Source organism: Buttiauxella sp. BIGb0552 (assembly GCF_004366275.1).
Lineage (GTDB): Bacteria > Pseudomonadota > Gammaproteobacteria > Enterobacterales > Enterobacteriaceae > Buttiauxella > Buttiauxella gaviniae.
In genome coordinates this window covers 461,876-478,325 of the sequence record NZ_SODY01000001.1, presented here as the reverse complement: position 1 = coordinate 478,325, position 16,450 = coordinate 461,876, and the positions used below count along the sequence as shown (strand labels likewise).

At 43.9% G+C, this 16,450-nt stretch carries 11 protein-coding genes and 1 pseudogene; 3 read left to right on the top strand and 9 right to left on the bottom strand.

Translation table 11 applies throughout. The annotated features are described in order from the left end of the window. Positions 1–334: 334 nt before the first annotated feature. From EDF88_RS02285 to EDF88_RS02275, 3 genes are all read right to left on the bottom strand, one after another. Positions 335–562, bottom strand: a complete 228-nt coding sequence (locus tag EDF88_RS02285) for a hypothetical protein (RefSeq protein ID WP_134182604.1) — start codon at positions 560–562, stop codon at positions 335–337. 149 nt (positions 563–711) lie between these two features. After that, positions 712–2,826 (bottom strand): response regulator, encoded by a 2,115-nt coding sequence (locus tag EDF88_RS02280; protein WP_166671937.1) that lies wholly within the window; start codon positions 2,824–2,826, stop codon positions 712–714. A gap of 21 nt (positions 2,827–2,847) precedes the next feature. Beyond that, positions 2,848–3,477 carry a response regulator transcription factor gene (locus EDF88_RS02275; protein WP_134182600.1) on the bottom strand — a complete coding sequence of 210 codons (630 nt, stop codon included), beginning with the start codon at positions 3,475–3,477 and terminating at the stop codon, positions 2,848–2,850. Between the two features lie 253 nt (positions 3,478–3,730). On the opposite strand from EDF88_RS02275, the gene EDF88_RS02270 reads away from it, so the two are divergent. Then, entirely contained in the window at positions 3,731–4,351 is a 621-nt protein-coding gene (locus EDF88_RS02270; RefSeq protein WP_134182598.1) for a response regulator transcription factor, read from the top strand. A gap of 10 nt (positions 4,352–4,361) precedes the next feature. On the opposite strand, the gene EDF88_RS25040 is transcribed toward EDF88_RS02270, so the two are convergent. From EDF88_RS25040 to EDF88_RS02245, 5 genes and pseudogenes are all read right to left on the bottom strand, one after another. Beyond that, positions 4,362–5,531: a response regulator gene (locus tag EDF88_RS25040; RefSeq protein ID WP_279586325.1), complete on the bottom strand. Its 1,170-nt coding sequence runs from the start codon at positions 5,529–5,531 to the stop codon at positions 4,362–4,364. 147 nt (positions 5,532–5,678) lie between these two features. Beyond that, positions 5,679–7,919 (bottom strand): annotated as a pseudogene (locus EDF88_RS24855) (transporter substrate-binding domain-containing protein); the annotation flags it as partial. A gap of 226 nt (positions 7,920–8,145) precedes the next feature. Continuing rightward, positions 8,146–10,554, bottom strand: coding sequence for a fimbria/pilus outer membrane usher protein (locus EDF88_RS02255; protein WP_166671935.1), 2,409 nt, complete (start codon positions 10,552–10,554; stop codon positions 8,146–8,148). Between the two features lie 209 nt (positions 10,555–10,763). Next, positions 10,764–11,501 carry a fimbria/pilus periplasmic chaperone gene (locus EDF88_RS02250; RefSeq protein ID WP_134182591.1) on the bottom strand — a complete coding sequence of 246 codons (738 nt, stop codon included), beginning with the start codon at positions 11,499–11,501 and terminating at the stop codon, positions 10,764–10,766. An 88-nt stretch (positions 11,502–11,589) separates the two neighbouring features. Beyond that, on the bottom strand, positions 11,590–12,153 hold the full coding sequence (locus EDF88_RS02245; RefSeq protein ID WP_134182589.1) for a fimbrial protein: 564 nt from the start codon (positions 12,151–12,153) through the stop codon (positions 11,590–11,592). A 1,205-nt stretch (positions 12,154–13,358) separates the two neighbouring features. Here EDF88_RS02245 and EDF88_RS02235 point away from each other — a divergent pair. Together EDF88_RS02235 and EDF88_RS02230 are read left to right on the top strand one after the other, a co-directional pair. Continuing rightward, entirely contained in the window at positions 13,359–14,063 is a 705-nt protein-coding gene (locus EDF88_RS02235) for a fimbria/pilus periplasmic chaperone (RefSeq protein WP_134182585.1), read from the top strand. Between the two features lie 48 nt (positions 14,064–14,111). After that, the gene (locus EDF88_RS02230) at positions 14,112–15,119 is read left to right on the top strand and encodes a fimbrial protein (protein WP_134182583.1); all 1,008 of its coding nucleotides are present in this window, start codon (positions 14,112–14,114) and stop codon (positions 15,117–15,119) included. Between the two features lie 517 nt (positions 15,120–15,636). Here EDF88_RS02230 and EDF88_RS02225 read toward each other — a convergent pair. Continuing rightward, positions 15,637–16,377, bottom strand: a complete 741-nt coding sequence (locus EDF88_RS02225) for a MerR family transcriptional regulator (RefSeq protein ID WP_134182581.1) — start codon at positions 16,375–16,377, stop codon at positions 15,637–15,639. Between the last annotated feature and the right edge of the window lie 73 nt (positions 16,378–16,450).

The following is a 16,450-nucleotide window of genomic DNA, read 5'->3' as shown; positions in this document are numbered from 1 at the left end:
TCATTCGTAGTCATTTAAATCGGGCTGAACTGTGTAACACAACCCTGAACAGACATGTTAGTTCATGAAGGTGATTTTTAAACATGTCATTTTTGAGGGGAATTTTATAGGGAAAACATCTAGTTAATCGCCGCACTACTCATGAACCAAGTTCACTCTCAACATAAGTTAACTTGAATATCAGGATACAAACTCGATACCATCTCAGAACTCACCACGCTAACTCTCCTCGCCTTTTACCAGATTCGCATGCCATCGCCCATGGTGGACTGCCTGAAAACAAAACGGAACTGAAGTAGCTGACTGGCAGCCATCCACAGTTCCGTATTGCGTGTTAAAAGACTTTTGATGAGTAATCGGATTTTACTTCGCTTTCTATATAAGTATTCAGGCCCCATCCAGCTCGAGCCAACTCTTTCATCTTTTCCAGATGTTCAGGTCCTGGATGGCGAAGATCGTAGAGATAGACGTGATTATTTTTAAAACGGACTTTGATCGAGTTGGTATCAATCTGGAAACTGACAACTTCTGAATCACCGCTTTTGTTCGCGTAATTTTCCATATTGCATCCTGTTAGCTAAGTCTGAACTCGGGCGAAGCTATCTATTAACCACGTTCCGCGTTTTTATACAGGGTCATAGCTCACGATTTGGTTAGTTAAGGATCAATGCGTCACCCTAATTTATATGCAGCAGCCATGCAGCTAATAGCCTAGACGTCATATACCCTTAATGCCGTTTCGAGAATATTGATTGCCTCCTGCAATTTTTCAACAGCTGCGTCGATGTTTTTTTGAGAATGACAGGCTATCTCCAATTGCTCGCAGCTATTAGTTAGGGCATGCGCATTAAGCATCTTCCCTACCCCCTTAATTCGGTGGGCTATAGACGATATTTCCGCGATGTGGCCCTTTTGTAGCGCCTTCTTGATCTTATCTAGATCTTCTCGATTTTCTTTTATGATGCCCCTGCTTAATTGCATCGCCATCATGGGATCGCCACCGGTAATAGTTTCAATGCCAGAGATATCATCAAACATCGGATTTGATAATAACGTGTCCCAATTGTTCAAGCGTCTGCGTAAATGCTCAAGTGTTACAGGCTTAAACAGGCAGTCATCCATACCCGCCTCTTTACACCGTACAATTTCCTCATGTTGAGCGTTGGCGGTAATGCCAAAGATCAAGCATCTTTTAGTACCTTGTTCGTTTTTACGAATTTGCTGGGTAAGTTCGTAGCCATTCATCACAGGCATATTACAGTCGGTAAGTACGAGGTCGTAATCACGTTGCCGCCATTGAATTAATCCCTTCTCTCCATCTTCTGCCAGCCACACTTGATGCCCAAGATATGTCAGTTGCTTATCAAGTAACATGCGGTTTGCCGGATGGTCATCGACGACGAGCACCTTGAGAGAGTTAGCATATAAAAAGGATGATGAGTTCTCTGATGCTGCGGGTTCAGGTGCTTGCACAGTAACCACAGGTACACAAAGATTAACCTCAACCTGAGTGCCCATTCTTGGCTGACTCTTGAGAGTTATCTCTCCCTTCATCATTTGGACAATATCTTTGCAGATAGCTAACCCCAGCCCAGAACCGCCACGAGTTACACCACTGGCTTCAGATAACTGGCTGAATGACTTGAATAATCTATGCTGTTCATCATTCGCAATCCCGATACCTGTATCTTTGACGCGAACGTTAATCAGCACCTGTTCGTTGTCCGCAAGGCGTGTCGACAAGTTGACTTTAATACCGCCGGTATCGGTAAATTTCACCGCATTGCTGATTAAGTTATTGAGAATTTGGCGAAAACGTAATGGGTCCATGAAAACATCGTCAGTAACGTGATTATCGGTCTCAAGTTCAAGCGTGATTTCTTTTTCACGCGCCAGGCCATTGAAAACATGAATAACCCCCTCAGTTAGTTTCTGAGGATTACAACGCTGTGGAGTAAAAGTTAGTTGGCCAGACTCAATCTTAGCCAGGTCCAGCACATCGCCTAACAGAGCAAGTAATGACGTTGCGGAATTATGGGCGACTACGATCGATTCACGATCCCAAATCCCCTTTTCACTTTGATGTAAGGCCAGCTCTAACATACCGATGACGGCACTTATTGGCGTACGTATTTCGTGGCTCATCGTAGTCAGGAAAGTACTTTTTGCCTTACTTGCTCCATCAGCATGTTCACGTGCTTGCTCTGCAATTAATTTTGCCTGCCTCACTTCGAGCAACAACCGTGAACGCTCAGTAACGTCAGTCCATCCTCCAATCATACCGGCAATGTTGCCTTGACCATCCCGATAGGGAATGAGCCAAACTTCGGCCTCCATGGTTTGGTCTTTCATTTTTAGTTGTAAGTCGCCGAACAGCGTTTGTTCGCTGTCTAAAGCATCAATATACCTTGCCTGGAAAGCCTCACCCTCCTCTGATGAAAACCAGCCCAGTTCGGTTATTTTTTTGCCAACCAACGCTTTAAGATCAGTATCCGTCTTCAGACAAAAACTGCGATTTGCAGTTACTAACCGACCTTCCCGATCACGAATGTAAATGGGATGAGGAATATTGTCGAAAAACGTCTGTTGAAAATTAACTTGTTGCTGCAGAGTTCGTTCTGCCAATTTACGGCGATATATTTGTCGCCAGAGAAAGGAATTCCACAAAATGACACAAAGTAGAAGTACTGCAGATAACCATACCCAATATTCCCATGGCCAATCTGCAATACTCAAAAGAACACTTCGCTCAGATAAAGAGGCATTGGCATTGATGGGGATTACATCGGCAAATAAAGCAAAATATGCCTTCTGTGTGTTATTCATTACACTATCCATGGCATTGAGCTAAAGATTCCCAGCATTTCTGCGGGCAAATTCGATAAGATCAACTAACGATCGCGCATTTAATTTAATCATCAGTCTGGTTTTATAGGTGCTTACCGTTTTATTACTGATCAGCATCATCTCGGCAATATCGATATTGCTTAATCCATCAGCAAGATATTTCAAGACACTCAACTCTCGGCCAGAAAGCGACTGCACCAATGGCAACTCGTCTAATGCCCCATCGTCCTTGCGCATGGATACTGTGGTTAAATCAGGGAAATATCTGAACCCAGAAAGTACCGCGCGAATGGCGCTGACCAACTCGTCTAAATTATTACTTTTACAAACAAATCCAGCAGCACCGGCTAACATACAGCGGTTGGCATAGACGGCAGGATTCAGGGAAGTAAGAACAACTATCTTTATCTTGCTATCCTGGTTTCGTAAACGCTCAATAACTTCCAACCCGTTAAGTTTAGGTATGCCAATATCCAGAACCACAATATCAGGATGGCTTGATCGCGCTAAACTCAGGGCATCAATGCCATTGTCAGTTTCTGCAACCACTGTCATCCCCTGTCGTTCAAGCAGTAATTTTGCAGCGAAGCGTATCATCGGATGATCATCAACTATCAACACATTACTCACTCTTACACCTCTTTAAATCCAGCGCGCATTGATAATCTTTTATAATTATAGACATGAACTTCAACCTAACGCATCGTTGTCAACAAGGTTTCTCATCACGTCTAAAGCATCAGAATAATCCTACATCTAACGAGACAAGACTGACATATTGACAATGACTACGCTGTCATACTCTGCGAAACACTACTCATAGTGTGGATTATTTCTGTAGTCCAACCTGCTTTCAGGAAGGCTTACTGATTGAGGAACAGCGATGTGTAACATTCTAATTGTAGATGACCACCCCATTATCCGGCTCGCTATGCATATGCTGCTGGAAAAAGAGAAGTATGAAATCGTCGGGGAAGCTAGTAATGGCGTTACTGCTATCGATTTGGCGCGTAAGTTAAAGCCCGATATTATTGTTCTCGATATTGGTTTACCCGGCCTTGATGGCTTTGAAGTCATTGAACGCCTGCAATTATCCGACAACAAAGCAAAAATTATTGTTCTGACGGGATTGAGTGCAGAGATTTATGTTGGGCGTTGTATTCGCGCTGGTGTAGCAGGTTTTGTCAGTAAGGATAATAACTTAACTAATTTAGTGGGGGCGATTAAAGCTGTTCAAATGGGGTTTAGCTGTTTCCCTACTACCGTCTCTGCAAGTATGATGAATTATGCTACTCCGGTTTATGACCAGGAGTTAATTGAATCACTCTCAAATAGAGAGGTTACGGTTTTGCGCTATCTTGCTCGCGGTGTAACGAATAAAGAAATTGCTCGCGATTTACTTATTAGTAGCAAGACGGTCAGTACTTATAAAATGCGCTTGATGCAAAAATTGAATGCCAAAAATATTATCGAGCTGTCTGAGTTTGTTGCGCGTAACTTTTGACTGTTCATGATTATGCCATTTGAATTAATGAATTTAGATAGCAGGTAATTTCCAACTCAAGTTTTTCAGTTGCCCTAACGAGTTCTTCAACTGAATTATTTATAATTCTCTCATCATCTTCATCTCTGACCAAAGTCTCCAACTGTTGGCATAATGTTGCCACTTGCTGCGCGCCTATAATGCGTGCAGCCCCTTTCATTTTATGAATGTGCTGACAAAGTTGTGATGTGTCAGCCATTGGATATTGCGCGCATAAAGCTTCCAGATCCTGTCGATTTTCATGGATGTAGCTTTCAAGAAAACGCTGGGTATTAGCATGGTCCCCGGCAGTAAATTGTTGGATTACACCTGGGTCAAAAACGTTTTGATGCGGATGAAATACAGCAGTAGTGCTTACTCGTGCTTCCAGGCGTGCGTCTAGTTCTTCAAGGCCAATAGGTTTGAAGAGGCAATCATCCATGCCGGCTTGTTTGCAACGTTCGATTTCTTCTGTTTGCGTGTTGGCCGTATAACCAAAGATTTTGCAATGTACTTTCCCTTTTCGATTTTCATCCTGACGGATACGTTTCACCAGTTCATAACCGTTCATGCGCGGCATATTACAGTCGGTAATCAACAAGTCGTAATGGTTTTTACACCATAATTCATAGGCTTCTACGCCATCACAGGCGATATCAACGTGATGGCCGAGATAGCTCAATTGCTGACTTAGTAACAGCCTGTTGGTTTGGTGATCATCAACAATAAGCACCTTTAATGCCACTAATGACTTCCTGGCGGAAAGTACTTTTTTGGCCGACTGGACAGGCTGCGGGTTGGTAGCCAGCCGTGGTAACAGCAACTTAGCGACCACGGTAGTCCCTTTGCCAGGCGCACTCGACAGCGAGATATCCCCTGACATCATCTGTGCGAGCTTCAGGCTAATGGCTAAACCTAAACCGGTACCACCGCGAGAAGACTGGCCTGCATCATGTGCCTGCGAGAATGACTGGAACAGACGGCGTTGCGCTTCCTCAGAAATACCAATGCCGCTGTCAATTACTCGTACTATTAAGGCTAATTCGTCGGCTCGGCTGTTTTCGTTATCCAATTGGACATGGACAATACCGCGGTCGGTAAACTTAATCGCGTTGCTGACTAGATTACTCAAAATCTGCTTTAAGCGCAGAGGGTCCACCATCACCTCAGTATCCGTTTCAGGGCTTATCGTCAGCCTCAGATCTAGTCCCTTATCTTTTGCCAACCCTTCAAACACACGGACAATGCTCCGGGCTACCATAGCCGGGTTACAGGGTTCAGGGTCAAGTTCAAAGCGCCCGGATTCAACTTTAGCGATGTCTAAAATATCGCCTAGCAGTTCGAGTAAGGATTTAGCTGACTCGTAAGCGACCGCAATAGGTTCCCTTTCCCACTCCCCTTCATCTCCCCGCCGTAGTGCCAGCTCAAGCATGCCGATAACCGCACTAATAGGTGTGCGAATTTCATGGCTCATTGTGGCAAGAAAAATACTTTTAGCCTGGTTCGCGCGGTCGGCCTGTTCTTTAGCGGTGCGCAGTTCCAGCAATAGACGATTACGTTCACTCATGTCGACCCATCCCCCAATCATGCCAATCATCTTTCCCTGAGAATCATGGTATGGCACGAGCCATTTATAGACATCCAGGGTCTTGTCGCGGATAACCAGCTGTTGGTCGGAAAGTGTCGGGCGGGCATTCGCGACGGCATTCAGGTATTGGCGCTGATAAATTTCTGCATTTTCAGCAGATAACCAATCCCCTTCAGTAATGTACTTACCGTAAATTTCCTCACGGGAAATACCCAAAACATCACACAAACTACGGTTACAGCTGATCATCTTCCCTTCGCAATCACGTACATAAACCGGCAGCGGGATGCCATCCAATAGAGCGCGTTTAAATGCCAGTCGGTCATTCAATGCCCGTTCCGCTGCCTGCCGGCCCGCAATTTTGATGCGTAGATTCCAGTTCCAAAGAAGTGTGATTAAAATCAATATGATACTGGCTGCAATCATCCATATGATATGCGTCCGATGTGTTTCCCACAGCGTGCTTTCGGCTTCTTCTGATAGATACCATCGGTTGGCAATAGCAGAAATTTCGTCCGGGGAAATACCCAATAAGCTCTTATCCAGAATACTGAGTAGCTCAGGCTGGTCTGCCCGTACACCGAAGGCAAATCGACCGGGGTCGCGACCAAGCGACGTGACAATACGTAACTCTCGCGGGTAACGGTGAGAAATTAAATAATTGGCAGAGATAAGCGTATTCACGCTCGCTGCAACCTTACCTGTGGCAACCAGCTTCATCCTTTGTTCAGGGCTATCCTCTTCCACTATCTGAATATCCGGATAGCGCGAACGCAATAAATCAATGAACGGCAGCTCTTTTCAAACCGCCAAACGCTGACCTTTTAAATCGGCAACATCATGTATTTTGAGGTTATCGCTGCCCGCGACTACTACAAATGAGCTACTAAGATAAGGGCGCGTGAGGGCAATGCTATTGCCGGGGTCCATGCTGTTCACCAGTGAAGCTGCAGCATCGCCTTTATTCTGTTCCAGATACCTGGACGATTGGCTCATGGAAGGCGATTTGACGATATCAAACGTCAAACCGGTGCGTTTTTGTATCAGCAGAAGTAAGTCAGGCAACATTCCTTTGAGCTGCTCACCGTCAAAATAGCTAAACGGCGCAAACGAGGTATCAACCAGTAAGCGTGGGTGAGGATGCATTTTCATCCACTTGCTTTCTTGCACAGTGAGCACCAGATGTTGGTCATCCAATGAGATGGGTGCGCCACCACTCCAGCGGTGAAGGATATTCGCTGTTTCGCCTGACGGAATAGCCGACAGAACGCTATCGAAAATTTGCCTGAGTGGCGCATTGCGTTGATGAAGTACGAAGCTAAAACCTTGGCCATCAAATTTTGGGAAGTTACTCACCCTTAGACGCGCCAGGCTGCCCTGATTAATCAGATAATTGGTCGTGAACGCATCGCCGAGGAACACGTCAGATTGTTCGAACGCAACGGACTCCAGCGCACGCCGGACAGAAGCAAAAGTGTTAACGATGGCATGGGGGTAATGTCTACTTAGCTCAGTACCGGCGACATAATTCTCTGTCATCGCCAGGCGGCGTTGTTGCAGATCTGTGCTGACGCTTCGCTGATCATCCAGGCGGGTGACCAGAACTGGTTGGTTTTTGAGATAGGGATGCGTGCTCAGTAACTCTGGAACAGCAGATTCGCGGCCACTCCAGCGCCCCATCACATCAATATCCCCGCGTTTTAAAGCCGTGATAGCTTGCTCACGTGAGGGATAGACAAATACCTGCACTTCTGTTTTCAACGCATTGCGCAAGATCCACAAATAATCAGCTGTTATCCCTTCATACTCTTTTTGGCTGGCGGTGATATCAACGGGCGGGTAATCCGGAACCGCCGTACCGAAGCGAATAACCTTCTTAGTACGCAGCCATTGCCACTGCTCTGCGGAAAGCCGAAAGTTCAACTCGGATGCGGTTGAACGACCAAGAAGTTTGAGTTGCATGGAACTTTGGGCAAAAGAAGAATGTGTGGCTTGCGCAAAAACGCTTAGCGGCAGCGCAAGAATTAACCACAGCACCCAATGCAGACGAGCACACATGATTATTGATAACTCATGGTAAAGGTCGCTAGCGTGTTGCTACTGTCCGCCAGATTGTTTTCGGTTAAAGTCATATATAACTCAGTCATTATTTTTGAAACGGCACTACACTTTTTGCTGGCAAATTTTATCAACGACAGACAGCATCAATCCTGCTTATGTTCTTTTCTGAGTGAGTAGCTAGTCGATAAGGAATAACACACAGGCTATTTTTCTTATCACTTAGACTGACAAACAAATCGCCGCTCTCGTCGTTTACGCGGGCAAAAATTTGCCCCCCTTGGCCAACAGCCCCCACTTCCTGACCCAGCTTATCGAATACGCTGGCACCAAACGGCAATGGACTACCATCCTGACGGCGGCTTTTAATCAACACTGCATGCCCACTCACCGTGTCATATTTCACCAACATCACCGCCCCGCTTCTTGGAATAACTTCCTGGCTGGTATTTTTAAGCTCCACATCGTCTGACAGGCCAATTGGATCAAGTGAAACTTCATTACGGCGATAGGCAGTTAGATAAGGCACCACGGCCTGGCCGCTGCCATCTAGCTCAACGTTTTGGGCATTTAGTACCTGCGCGCCTTTGGCACCAGGCGCGCTGATAATTCCGATGGTATCGCCGAGGCTTTGACCAAAAGTGACACCTTCAGGATGGGCCACCACTGAACCACTAATCCCCGCAGATATTTGGTGATAATCAGCGCTTTTACTCAGTGAACCATTCAGCGTGCCGAATGACGTCCGGTACTGCGCATTACTGCTGAGCGATTTACTGCTGCTCTGGGCATCGGCGCGATCGTACGAAGCGCTAATCCCGTAACTCAGACGTTGATCTTCACCAACCGTGGAGTTAAAGGAGGTTTGCAGATTACTATTGCCATCACTACCCTGGCTGGCGCTTGTCGTCAGATAACTACGGGTTCCAAAAGGCAACGAGAAGCTGACCATCACGCGGTTGTCGTCTTTTCCGTACGGATCCTGGGTACGAGCCACACTGATATTGGTATTTCCCCAGCTCCAGCTACGCGTATAGCCAGCCTGCAATTGAGTGTCATAACCAGAGTCATTCCAGTAATCCTGACGCGAACCGCTGATATAGACATAATCGCTGTCGGTCAGACGCTGGTTAACAATAACTTCGCTGCGAGTGCGCAATCGACGGATGCTATTTGCTGTCTCATCGCCTTGGGCCTTCACCTGATCGGTGGCAGACAAGGCATCACTCAGACCAAAATAGCCATCGGTGGAGTAACGATAAGCGGCAAGAGTCACGTCCGTCCCAACATCCGTCAGGATTTTGTTGTAACTGACTCGAACTGATTGGCCTGAGAATTTTTCTTTCCCTAAGTCCGTGTTTGCCTGTGTCACATCGAGACCCACAGCCCCCCACTGCGTGCCAAGTACAACCCCTAATAGCGCCGCTTTATAATCTTCAAAGCCGGTCACCCCACCATAAACCGTCATGATGTTAGTCAGCCCGCGTTGCCAGGTTGCCTGCACAAGGTGAGGATTGCTGTTGTACTGGAGATTACGCACCAATCCAGCACTCGCTGTGAAACGTGAAACCCCAGGGCGCAGAGAACGTGCTACCGATGAAAATGGCACGACAAAATGTTTTTCCTCGCCATTAGCCTCGGTCACAGTAACGTCGAGATCCCCGTTATTACTGCCGGGGTTAAGATCTGAAATCTCAAAATTCCCTGGTGATACCGTGGTTTCATAAATCACATAACCGCGCTGGCGCACCGTAACACGGGCGTTCGTGGTCGCTATTCCACGTACCACTGGGGCATAGTTTGATTGAGAGTCAGGCAACATACGGTTATCGGAGGCGATTCTGGCTCCGCGAATAGATACGGAGTCAAACAGGTCACCGTCGCTAAACGTATCACCCAGCGTAAGTTGGGCGCGTAATGCGTCGATATCCCGCTGAATATAGGTGCTGATAGCATCAACCTTGCTGCCGTTTTCGTCGTCCCAGTTGAGAGTCGAACGTTGGCGTAAACGCCAGGCACCGAGATTCAGCCCCATGTTGAAACCGGCATAAATATTTTGACTTGATTGGCCATTACGGCTGTTTTGATAACCGTTTACCGTGTAGTCAATAAAACCAGCCGTGACGCCATTATTCCAACGTTCAGGCCCGACATATCCACGCGGATTATTGCGCATATAAATTTGTGGGATACTCAGCATCAAACTTTGATCGCCGGTATTCACTTCATAGCTAGCGTTAGGGATTTTGGAAAAGTCCACGCACACGCCACCGTCACTAACCCCTACAGCAGCCGGGAGTTTGTCGGTATTCACGCCAAAGCTATCAAGTAATGCTGCACTGAAACATGGAGTTGCCCGACCCGGGCGGTCAACCTCATTAAATTTAATATCGAACTGACCGAATGAAAGTGTATTAACAGTCACATCCAGTGTTTGTACACCCGCATCAATTGGGTTGCCTGCCGCATAACGTGTTAAGTCAATTGCACGAGCACCTTGCCCCCACAGCATAGATTTATCGAAATTGGCAATGAGCAACTCATCCCCTGAGTCCGCAAAAACTGGAGAGAATATATGACAAAGACTCGCTGCCATCGTCACTGCAATCTTTAAAGGACTGAGCTGAAGGTCATGGCAAATACGACAATGTCTTTTCGACTTACTGATAGACTTGTTCATAGATAACTCTTGCTCATTACACATCAAGGCGAAAATTTCCCCAGGGCCCATTGAGGAAAATATTATTATTAGTTTTTCAATGATGATTCCCAGGCTGTGACTGCGCCATAATCATTAATTGTCGCATACTTAATTTTGGCCCCTGGTGAGGCGCTGGTATTGATTTTAAAATGCTGATGTTGCTTCGGTGCAATCAACCCATTATTCATATTTAAGGAAATACTTTTATTTTCTATGTGCACGCTATTTAAAGAAACAAAATAGCTCCCTGGGTTATAACAATCCAGATCCATCTGATTACCATTACGCACCATACGCCATTCCAATTGGCCAGCCATTTTAGCTACATCATCGTTCAAACCTACCGGGCGATAGAAGATTTTTAATCGCGTGCGAAAGGCTATTTTTAATTTATTTTTACCATTATCTACTGTTGGGGGTAGTTCAAGAACATTAAGCCAGAATATAGACTCTTTATCCTGTGGCAGTGTTTTATCACCGGCAAAGCGAATGCGTAATGTTTGCCCTTTTTGACTGTCAATACGAGCAATAGGCGGTGTAAGAATAAATGGAGAACTGGCAACGTCTGGCGTTGCTTTAGGATCGCCATTATCAATCCAGGATTGAATTAATGATGGTGAATTGCCATCGTTATTCAGTTTCACGGTAATTTCACGGGCATCTGCCGGATAAATAACACGGGTTCCTGTAACAACAACAGAGGCCTGCGTTGCAACAGGAATTAATAAGATGCTCAAAAGGAGTAAGGTGTATTGCATACCTTTACCGTGAATAAAAATAGTCATGTTACTTTTACCTTTATTACAACTCGGATCTTTACTTTTAAAACGGTGAATCACGTACCTGACTCACCGTGTGGTTAGCAATTAAAGATTATGGATATACGATGGAGTAAGTTACGCTTGAAGTTACCGCACCAGCTTCTGCTGCACCAGTGGCATAATATTTTGCCACGAAGTTCATCTCAGCATTTTTGTCGTCAGGATCAATCGTGGCATATTTGACCGTTGGTGATACACCTAGGTTCAATTCTTCAGAAACCTTATCCGCAAGGGATAGAGCAATATCTACGTTTTGAGCAGCACCGGCCACAGCAGTATTATTCAGGCGACCGTCTGTGTTAACGTTGCCACCTGGTTCGAAGTAAACAGCAACGTTTACGGGATCTGCAAGAGAGCCTGTGCAACCGGTTAAGGAAATCTTGAACGGAGTAGCACCAGCCGTATCATGAATATTGGCTAATGCAGTCTTAGAAACCGTTGGTAACGTCACATTTGAACCACTCGAACTAGTAGCAGTAACGGTACAAGTCACATCAGTAACTTTGCCTGTAAAATTAATAGTACCGTCAGAGGCCATTGCTTGCTGACCAAACGCTATAGCCATTACAACTGCAGCATATGCAAAATTTAATTTTTTCATATTCACATCATCCATAAACACATCATCGATTAAATAAACCTTATAACCTTCATTTTACCACTGTTTAAAAGGGTCGCTGAAGGATGTCTTACTATGGCGTGTTGAGTAAAATAAATATGTAAGCAGTGATACCTTTGCTGTAGGAAAATTCCTTCATTCATATTTTATGATTTGTTATGAAAATGAATCAAACTCTTTAATATATGACGCGAGATTGGTTGCCTGCACATAAATAGTTGATATAAACCGAAGGCAGTAAACCAACGTTAACGCGTTTTTTTAACCCTATTTTTCGCATTATAATTGCCATATGAGAGTACACTGTCTTTTCTGATATTCCCATCGAGTCACTGATCGAATGTATATCTACCCCCTTTGTAATGTTAAAAAGCACAATGCGTTCACGGTTGGTAAGTCGGGGCATTTGGGGTAATTGTTGCGTAATGCTAGATTTGTGTTTTTTTATACAATTGAATAGTTCTTCTACACTAAAATGATAGGTAATAGCACAAACGCCAAACAAAGAGGCCAGTGGTGAGTTTCTTAATTTGTTGACAATGACAATTGTCAATCCCAGGTCTCTAATGTTTAGTAAGTAATTGAAATTCTTTGCAAACATATCCGACGAAACAACGAAAACATCATTGCAATTCGGTGTGTAATATGTAAAGAATGCATGGATTTTATTCTGACTTAGCATGGTGCACTGGTATTCACACTTTTCCCTAATCAGAAAATCGAGCCCAAGGTAGAGGTAGTTATTATTTGTCAGCATATAAATATTCAAGTTTAAAACCTCAAGCAAAACGCGGAAACGAACCCTCGAAGAGCCATCGGAGATGGCTCAGGTTGAAATGGATTCGGTAATAATCTGAGTTTAATTTAAAATTGAGATTTTGACTGTCGGTTGATTCTGTAAAGTTGTAAGAATATTCTTTCATGGCCTTTTATTTGCCGGAAAGAGTTGAACATAAGGATTTAAGCTTCAGTTGTTGACGTCGTGGATATTAAAATATGTTATACCCATGATTTTATGTTGGTTTTCAAATAATGTTCATGACTTCAGAGTCAGAAGCTTCCTACGTAAACTGTAAATGGCCCTACATTTTTGCCTGGCGTTTTCCGGCATAATTATACTGAAATAATGTAATGTCGGTTTTGAAGGCTACAAACTAAATCAATACCACGCTAAGAATTGTGCTATATAGGCGAATATCATAATGAGTACAAAAATTATCATTTCCTTTTTTTTCTGTTTTCCGTTTCTAGTACAAGCTTCTATTGTTGTGACAGGAACGCGTGTCATTTATCCGAGTAATGCTCGTGAAGTGACGGTAAAATTGAAAAATAATGGTGACAGTCCTGTATTGCTTCAGTCCTGGATCGACAATGGTGATCCTACAGTCGACCCTGCGGATATCAATATTCCATTTGTCCTTACTCCACCTGTAACACGAGTTAACAGCCAAAAGGGACAGGTGTTACGTATACGTAATACTAATGAAAATTCACTTCCTTCTGATAAAGAATCAATATTTTGGTTAAATGTTCTTGAAATCCCTACTTCAGTTGATGATGGTAATAATAAAATTAAGATAGCCACGCGAACACGGATGAAGCTTTTGTACAGACCTGATTCATTAAAAAACAATACATTCGGAAGCGATCTCGAATGGAGTGTTGTGCATGATGGTATTAGGGATACATTGACCTATAAAAACAAAAGTGCTTATTTTGTGTCACTTAATGAAGTTAATATTAGCAGCAATAAAATTGAATTACCTCTCGATAAAGCTCTCATTGCACCAGGAGGAAACCAGCATATTTCATTAAAAAACAGAGTGGTCAATGACACAAGAGTAAAATACACCACTATTAATGATGATGGTGCAATAGTTCAGTTTGAAAAAAAATTAGGGAAATAAAATCAACTTATTGTTTAATAATAAATCATCATTGTCTCGGAGGCAAACATGTCATTTAAGATAATCTTTCATCTTACATTTTCTGTTTTCATATTTTTTTTCGCAACTCAGTTTTCGTATGCTAACGTTCAAATTGATGCGACTGGCCCAACATTTACTGTTACCGGGAGAGTTAATGTTACAAATGATACTCCAAATGGAACTGTTATATCCGAAAAATTTATAGCACCTTCTCCTTATTCCGGAAGTGTCAATTTTACAAATGATACTGGCACTACTGGGTCAATTGTCTTCGCAACTGTTGCCACTCTTGCTTATGGCGATGATGTATATGCGACAGGCACTCAAGGGATTGGCATACGATATTTTTTAACAGTAAGTAGTGATTCTTTTTTTGGTTCATCACAAACAGGTGAATATACTATTAAGAATAAATCCTTTACGTGGAATTTAACACGTGCCTCTCAAACGGGTACAAAAAGCTTCTCCATGCCATTTGCAGTTCAGTTTGTTAAAACTGGGGATGTTGGTACGGTCAATACTATAAACACCATCCCCCTTGTAACAGTAAATGCATATAACCATACCGGCACTGCCTGGCCCAAACCCAATATGGTTAGCAGCTCTTCCAATGTAACTGTCACGAACTCGACATGTTCACAGCCTGGCTCACCAACTATTAATTTACCACAAGTGCGAGCTTCAGCCTTTCCAAGTGCAGGGTCCGTAAGTGGTGAAAAACCATTTTCCATCGATAGTAATTGCTCAGGAAATGTAAAATTTCAGTTTACATTTAAGCTTACAAGCGATTTTTACAATTCAAGTAAATCAATATTAAATAATAAACTTACGGGGCCAGGGGCAGCAAAAGGTTATGGAATTCAAATTGTCGACGAGAATAATAATGAGATTGATGCGAACAATGCCATATATAAAACAACAACGGATTCAAACAATTTTCACAAAAGTTTAAAAGCTCGTTATTATCGCACCAATGATATGGTTCAACCAGGGAAAATAGAATCTGCATTACTATACACATTTGATTATTATTAATAGAAAAATGCCAAACTGACGATGATAAGTATGAATATTATTAACTAAGTCACTGCGATCTTAAGATGCTAACGAATCTCTGAGAGAGAACTTGAATATATTATCACTTACTCTGTGTAGCAGATAATCGAGATAACGGATGGCACCAAACAGCGGTGTCGTCACGACATGCAGTAATACATCGAAGGAGTGCTGCTGATTAAAGTGATTGAACTCATGCGAACCCTTGCTTGCCTTGCTATTACTGGAGGGAGACAACATCAGCCAGCTATACTTCGTCGGCACTGATTTATAACGTAGTCAGGTCGATATCAAATTTTACTCAGAACTATATGCTATTAAACGCATAATGGAGTGAAGTGGACATTCCTCCTCTCACCTTTCTCCTGATTCGTATACCCTTCACCTTGGGTGACAACCTGGAAATAAAACGGAACTGAAGTAACTGACAGCTACCTATTAACCACGTTCCGCGTTTTTATAGAGGGTCATAGCTCACGATTGGTTATAACTTGGTTTACTGACCTGAATGAATCTTTATGGCAAACCCTTGTTTCTGCCAGTGTTCCAGTTGTTCCTGTTGACGCAAAGTTAGTACCTTCCCTGTCCAGACAAAAATATGCTGGCCTGGAAATAACTCCGGTCGAGGTGACTCAAGAGGATCGGCCAGCACATCAGGACGCCAGCCATGTTGTGAAAGACGCCAGGCCTCGAGCCAAAGGCGGATTCTATCCTCGCTTTCCCAGCCTATCAGTAATGTATCTTTACCTTCTTTGTTTCGAGAGTCAGCGAGGCGCTGGATTACATACTCAATCAGCAATCCATCAAGAAGGCTAATCATTGCCCTTGCGGTATTTTTATCAAGGCCAAGACACTGACGTACCGGGATAAAAACATGGTCTATGAGGGTATCAACAGCAAATACTTGACCTAAATCTGCAATTTTTGTGCGGAGTTTTGCGGGTTGTACAAGGCGTAGTACAGTCATCACTTCTTCCTGCTGTGACCGCCATGCTTCATGGTCATGAGTCGTCGTCTGACTCGCTTCCAGCAATGCTTTCACCTTCCCTACGGACACACCACTTTTTATCAGGCGTTTAATCTCTTCAATGCGCAGGATATCTTCGTCATCAAACTGCCGATGCCCGCCTTCACTGCGTTGCGGCTTGAATAATCCATAACGGCGTTGCCACGCACGCAGCGTGACAGGGTTGATTGCGCATCGTTCGGCAACTTCACCGATACTGTATAAGGTCATTAATCCCTCGTTGTGAGCTTAAAACGTCCATGTCGAAACTAACGACTCCGTGCTGGTTGTACAACCTTTTTTA

Excerpts from the sequence above, each read along its gene's own strand:
- EDF88_RS02285 (WP_134182604.1), bottom strand. The coding sequence starts at position 562 with ATGGAAAATTACGCGAACAAAAGCGGTGATTCAGAAGTTGTCAGTTTC.
- EDF88_RS02280 (WP_166671937.1), bottom strand. The coding sequence starts at position 2,826 with ATGAATAACACACAGAAGGCATATTTTGCTTTATTTGCCGATGTAATC.
- EDF88_RS02270 (WP_134182598.1), top strand. The coding sequence starts at position 3,731 with ATGTGTAACATTCTAATTGTAGATGACCACCCCATTATCCGGCTCGCT.
- EDF88_RS25040 (WP_279586325.1), bottom strand. The coding sequence starts at position 5,531 with ATGGTGGACCCTCTGCGCTTAAAGCAGATTTTGAGTAATCTAGTCAGC.
- EDF88_RS02250 (WP_134182591.1), bottom strand. The coding sequence starts at position 11,501 with ATGACTATTTTTATTCACGGTAAAGGTATGCAATACACCTTACTCCTT.
- EDF88_RS02245 (WP_134182589.1), bottom strand. The coding sequence starts at position 12,153 with ATGGATGATGTGAATATGAAAAAATTAAATTTTGCATATGCTGCAGTT.
- EDF88_RS02235 (WP_134182585.1), top strand. The coding sequence starts at position 13,359 with ATGAGTACAAAAATTATCATTTCCTTTTTTTTCTGTTTTCCGTTTCTA.
- EDF88_RS02230 (WP_134182583.1), top strand. The coding sequence starts at position 14,112 with ATGTCATTTAAGATAATCTTTCATCTTACATTTTCTGTTTTCATATTT.
- EDF88_RS02225 (WP_134182581.1), bottom strand. The coding sequence starts at position 16,377 with ATGACCTTATACAGTATCGGTGAAGTTGCCGAACGATGCGCAATCAAC.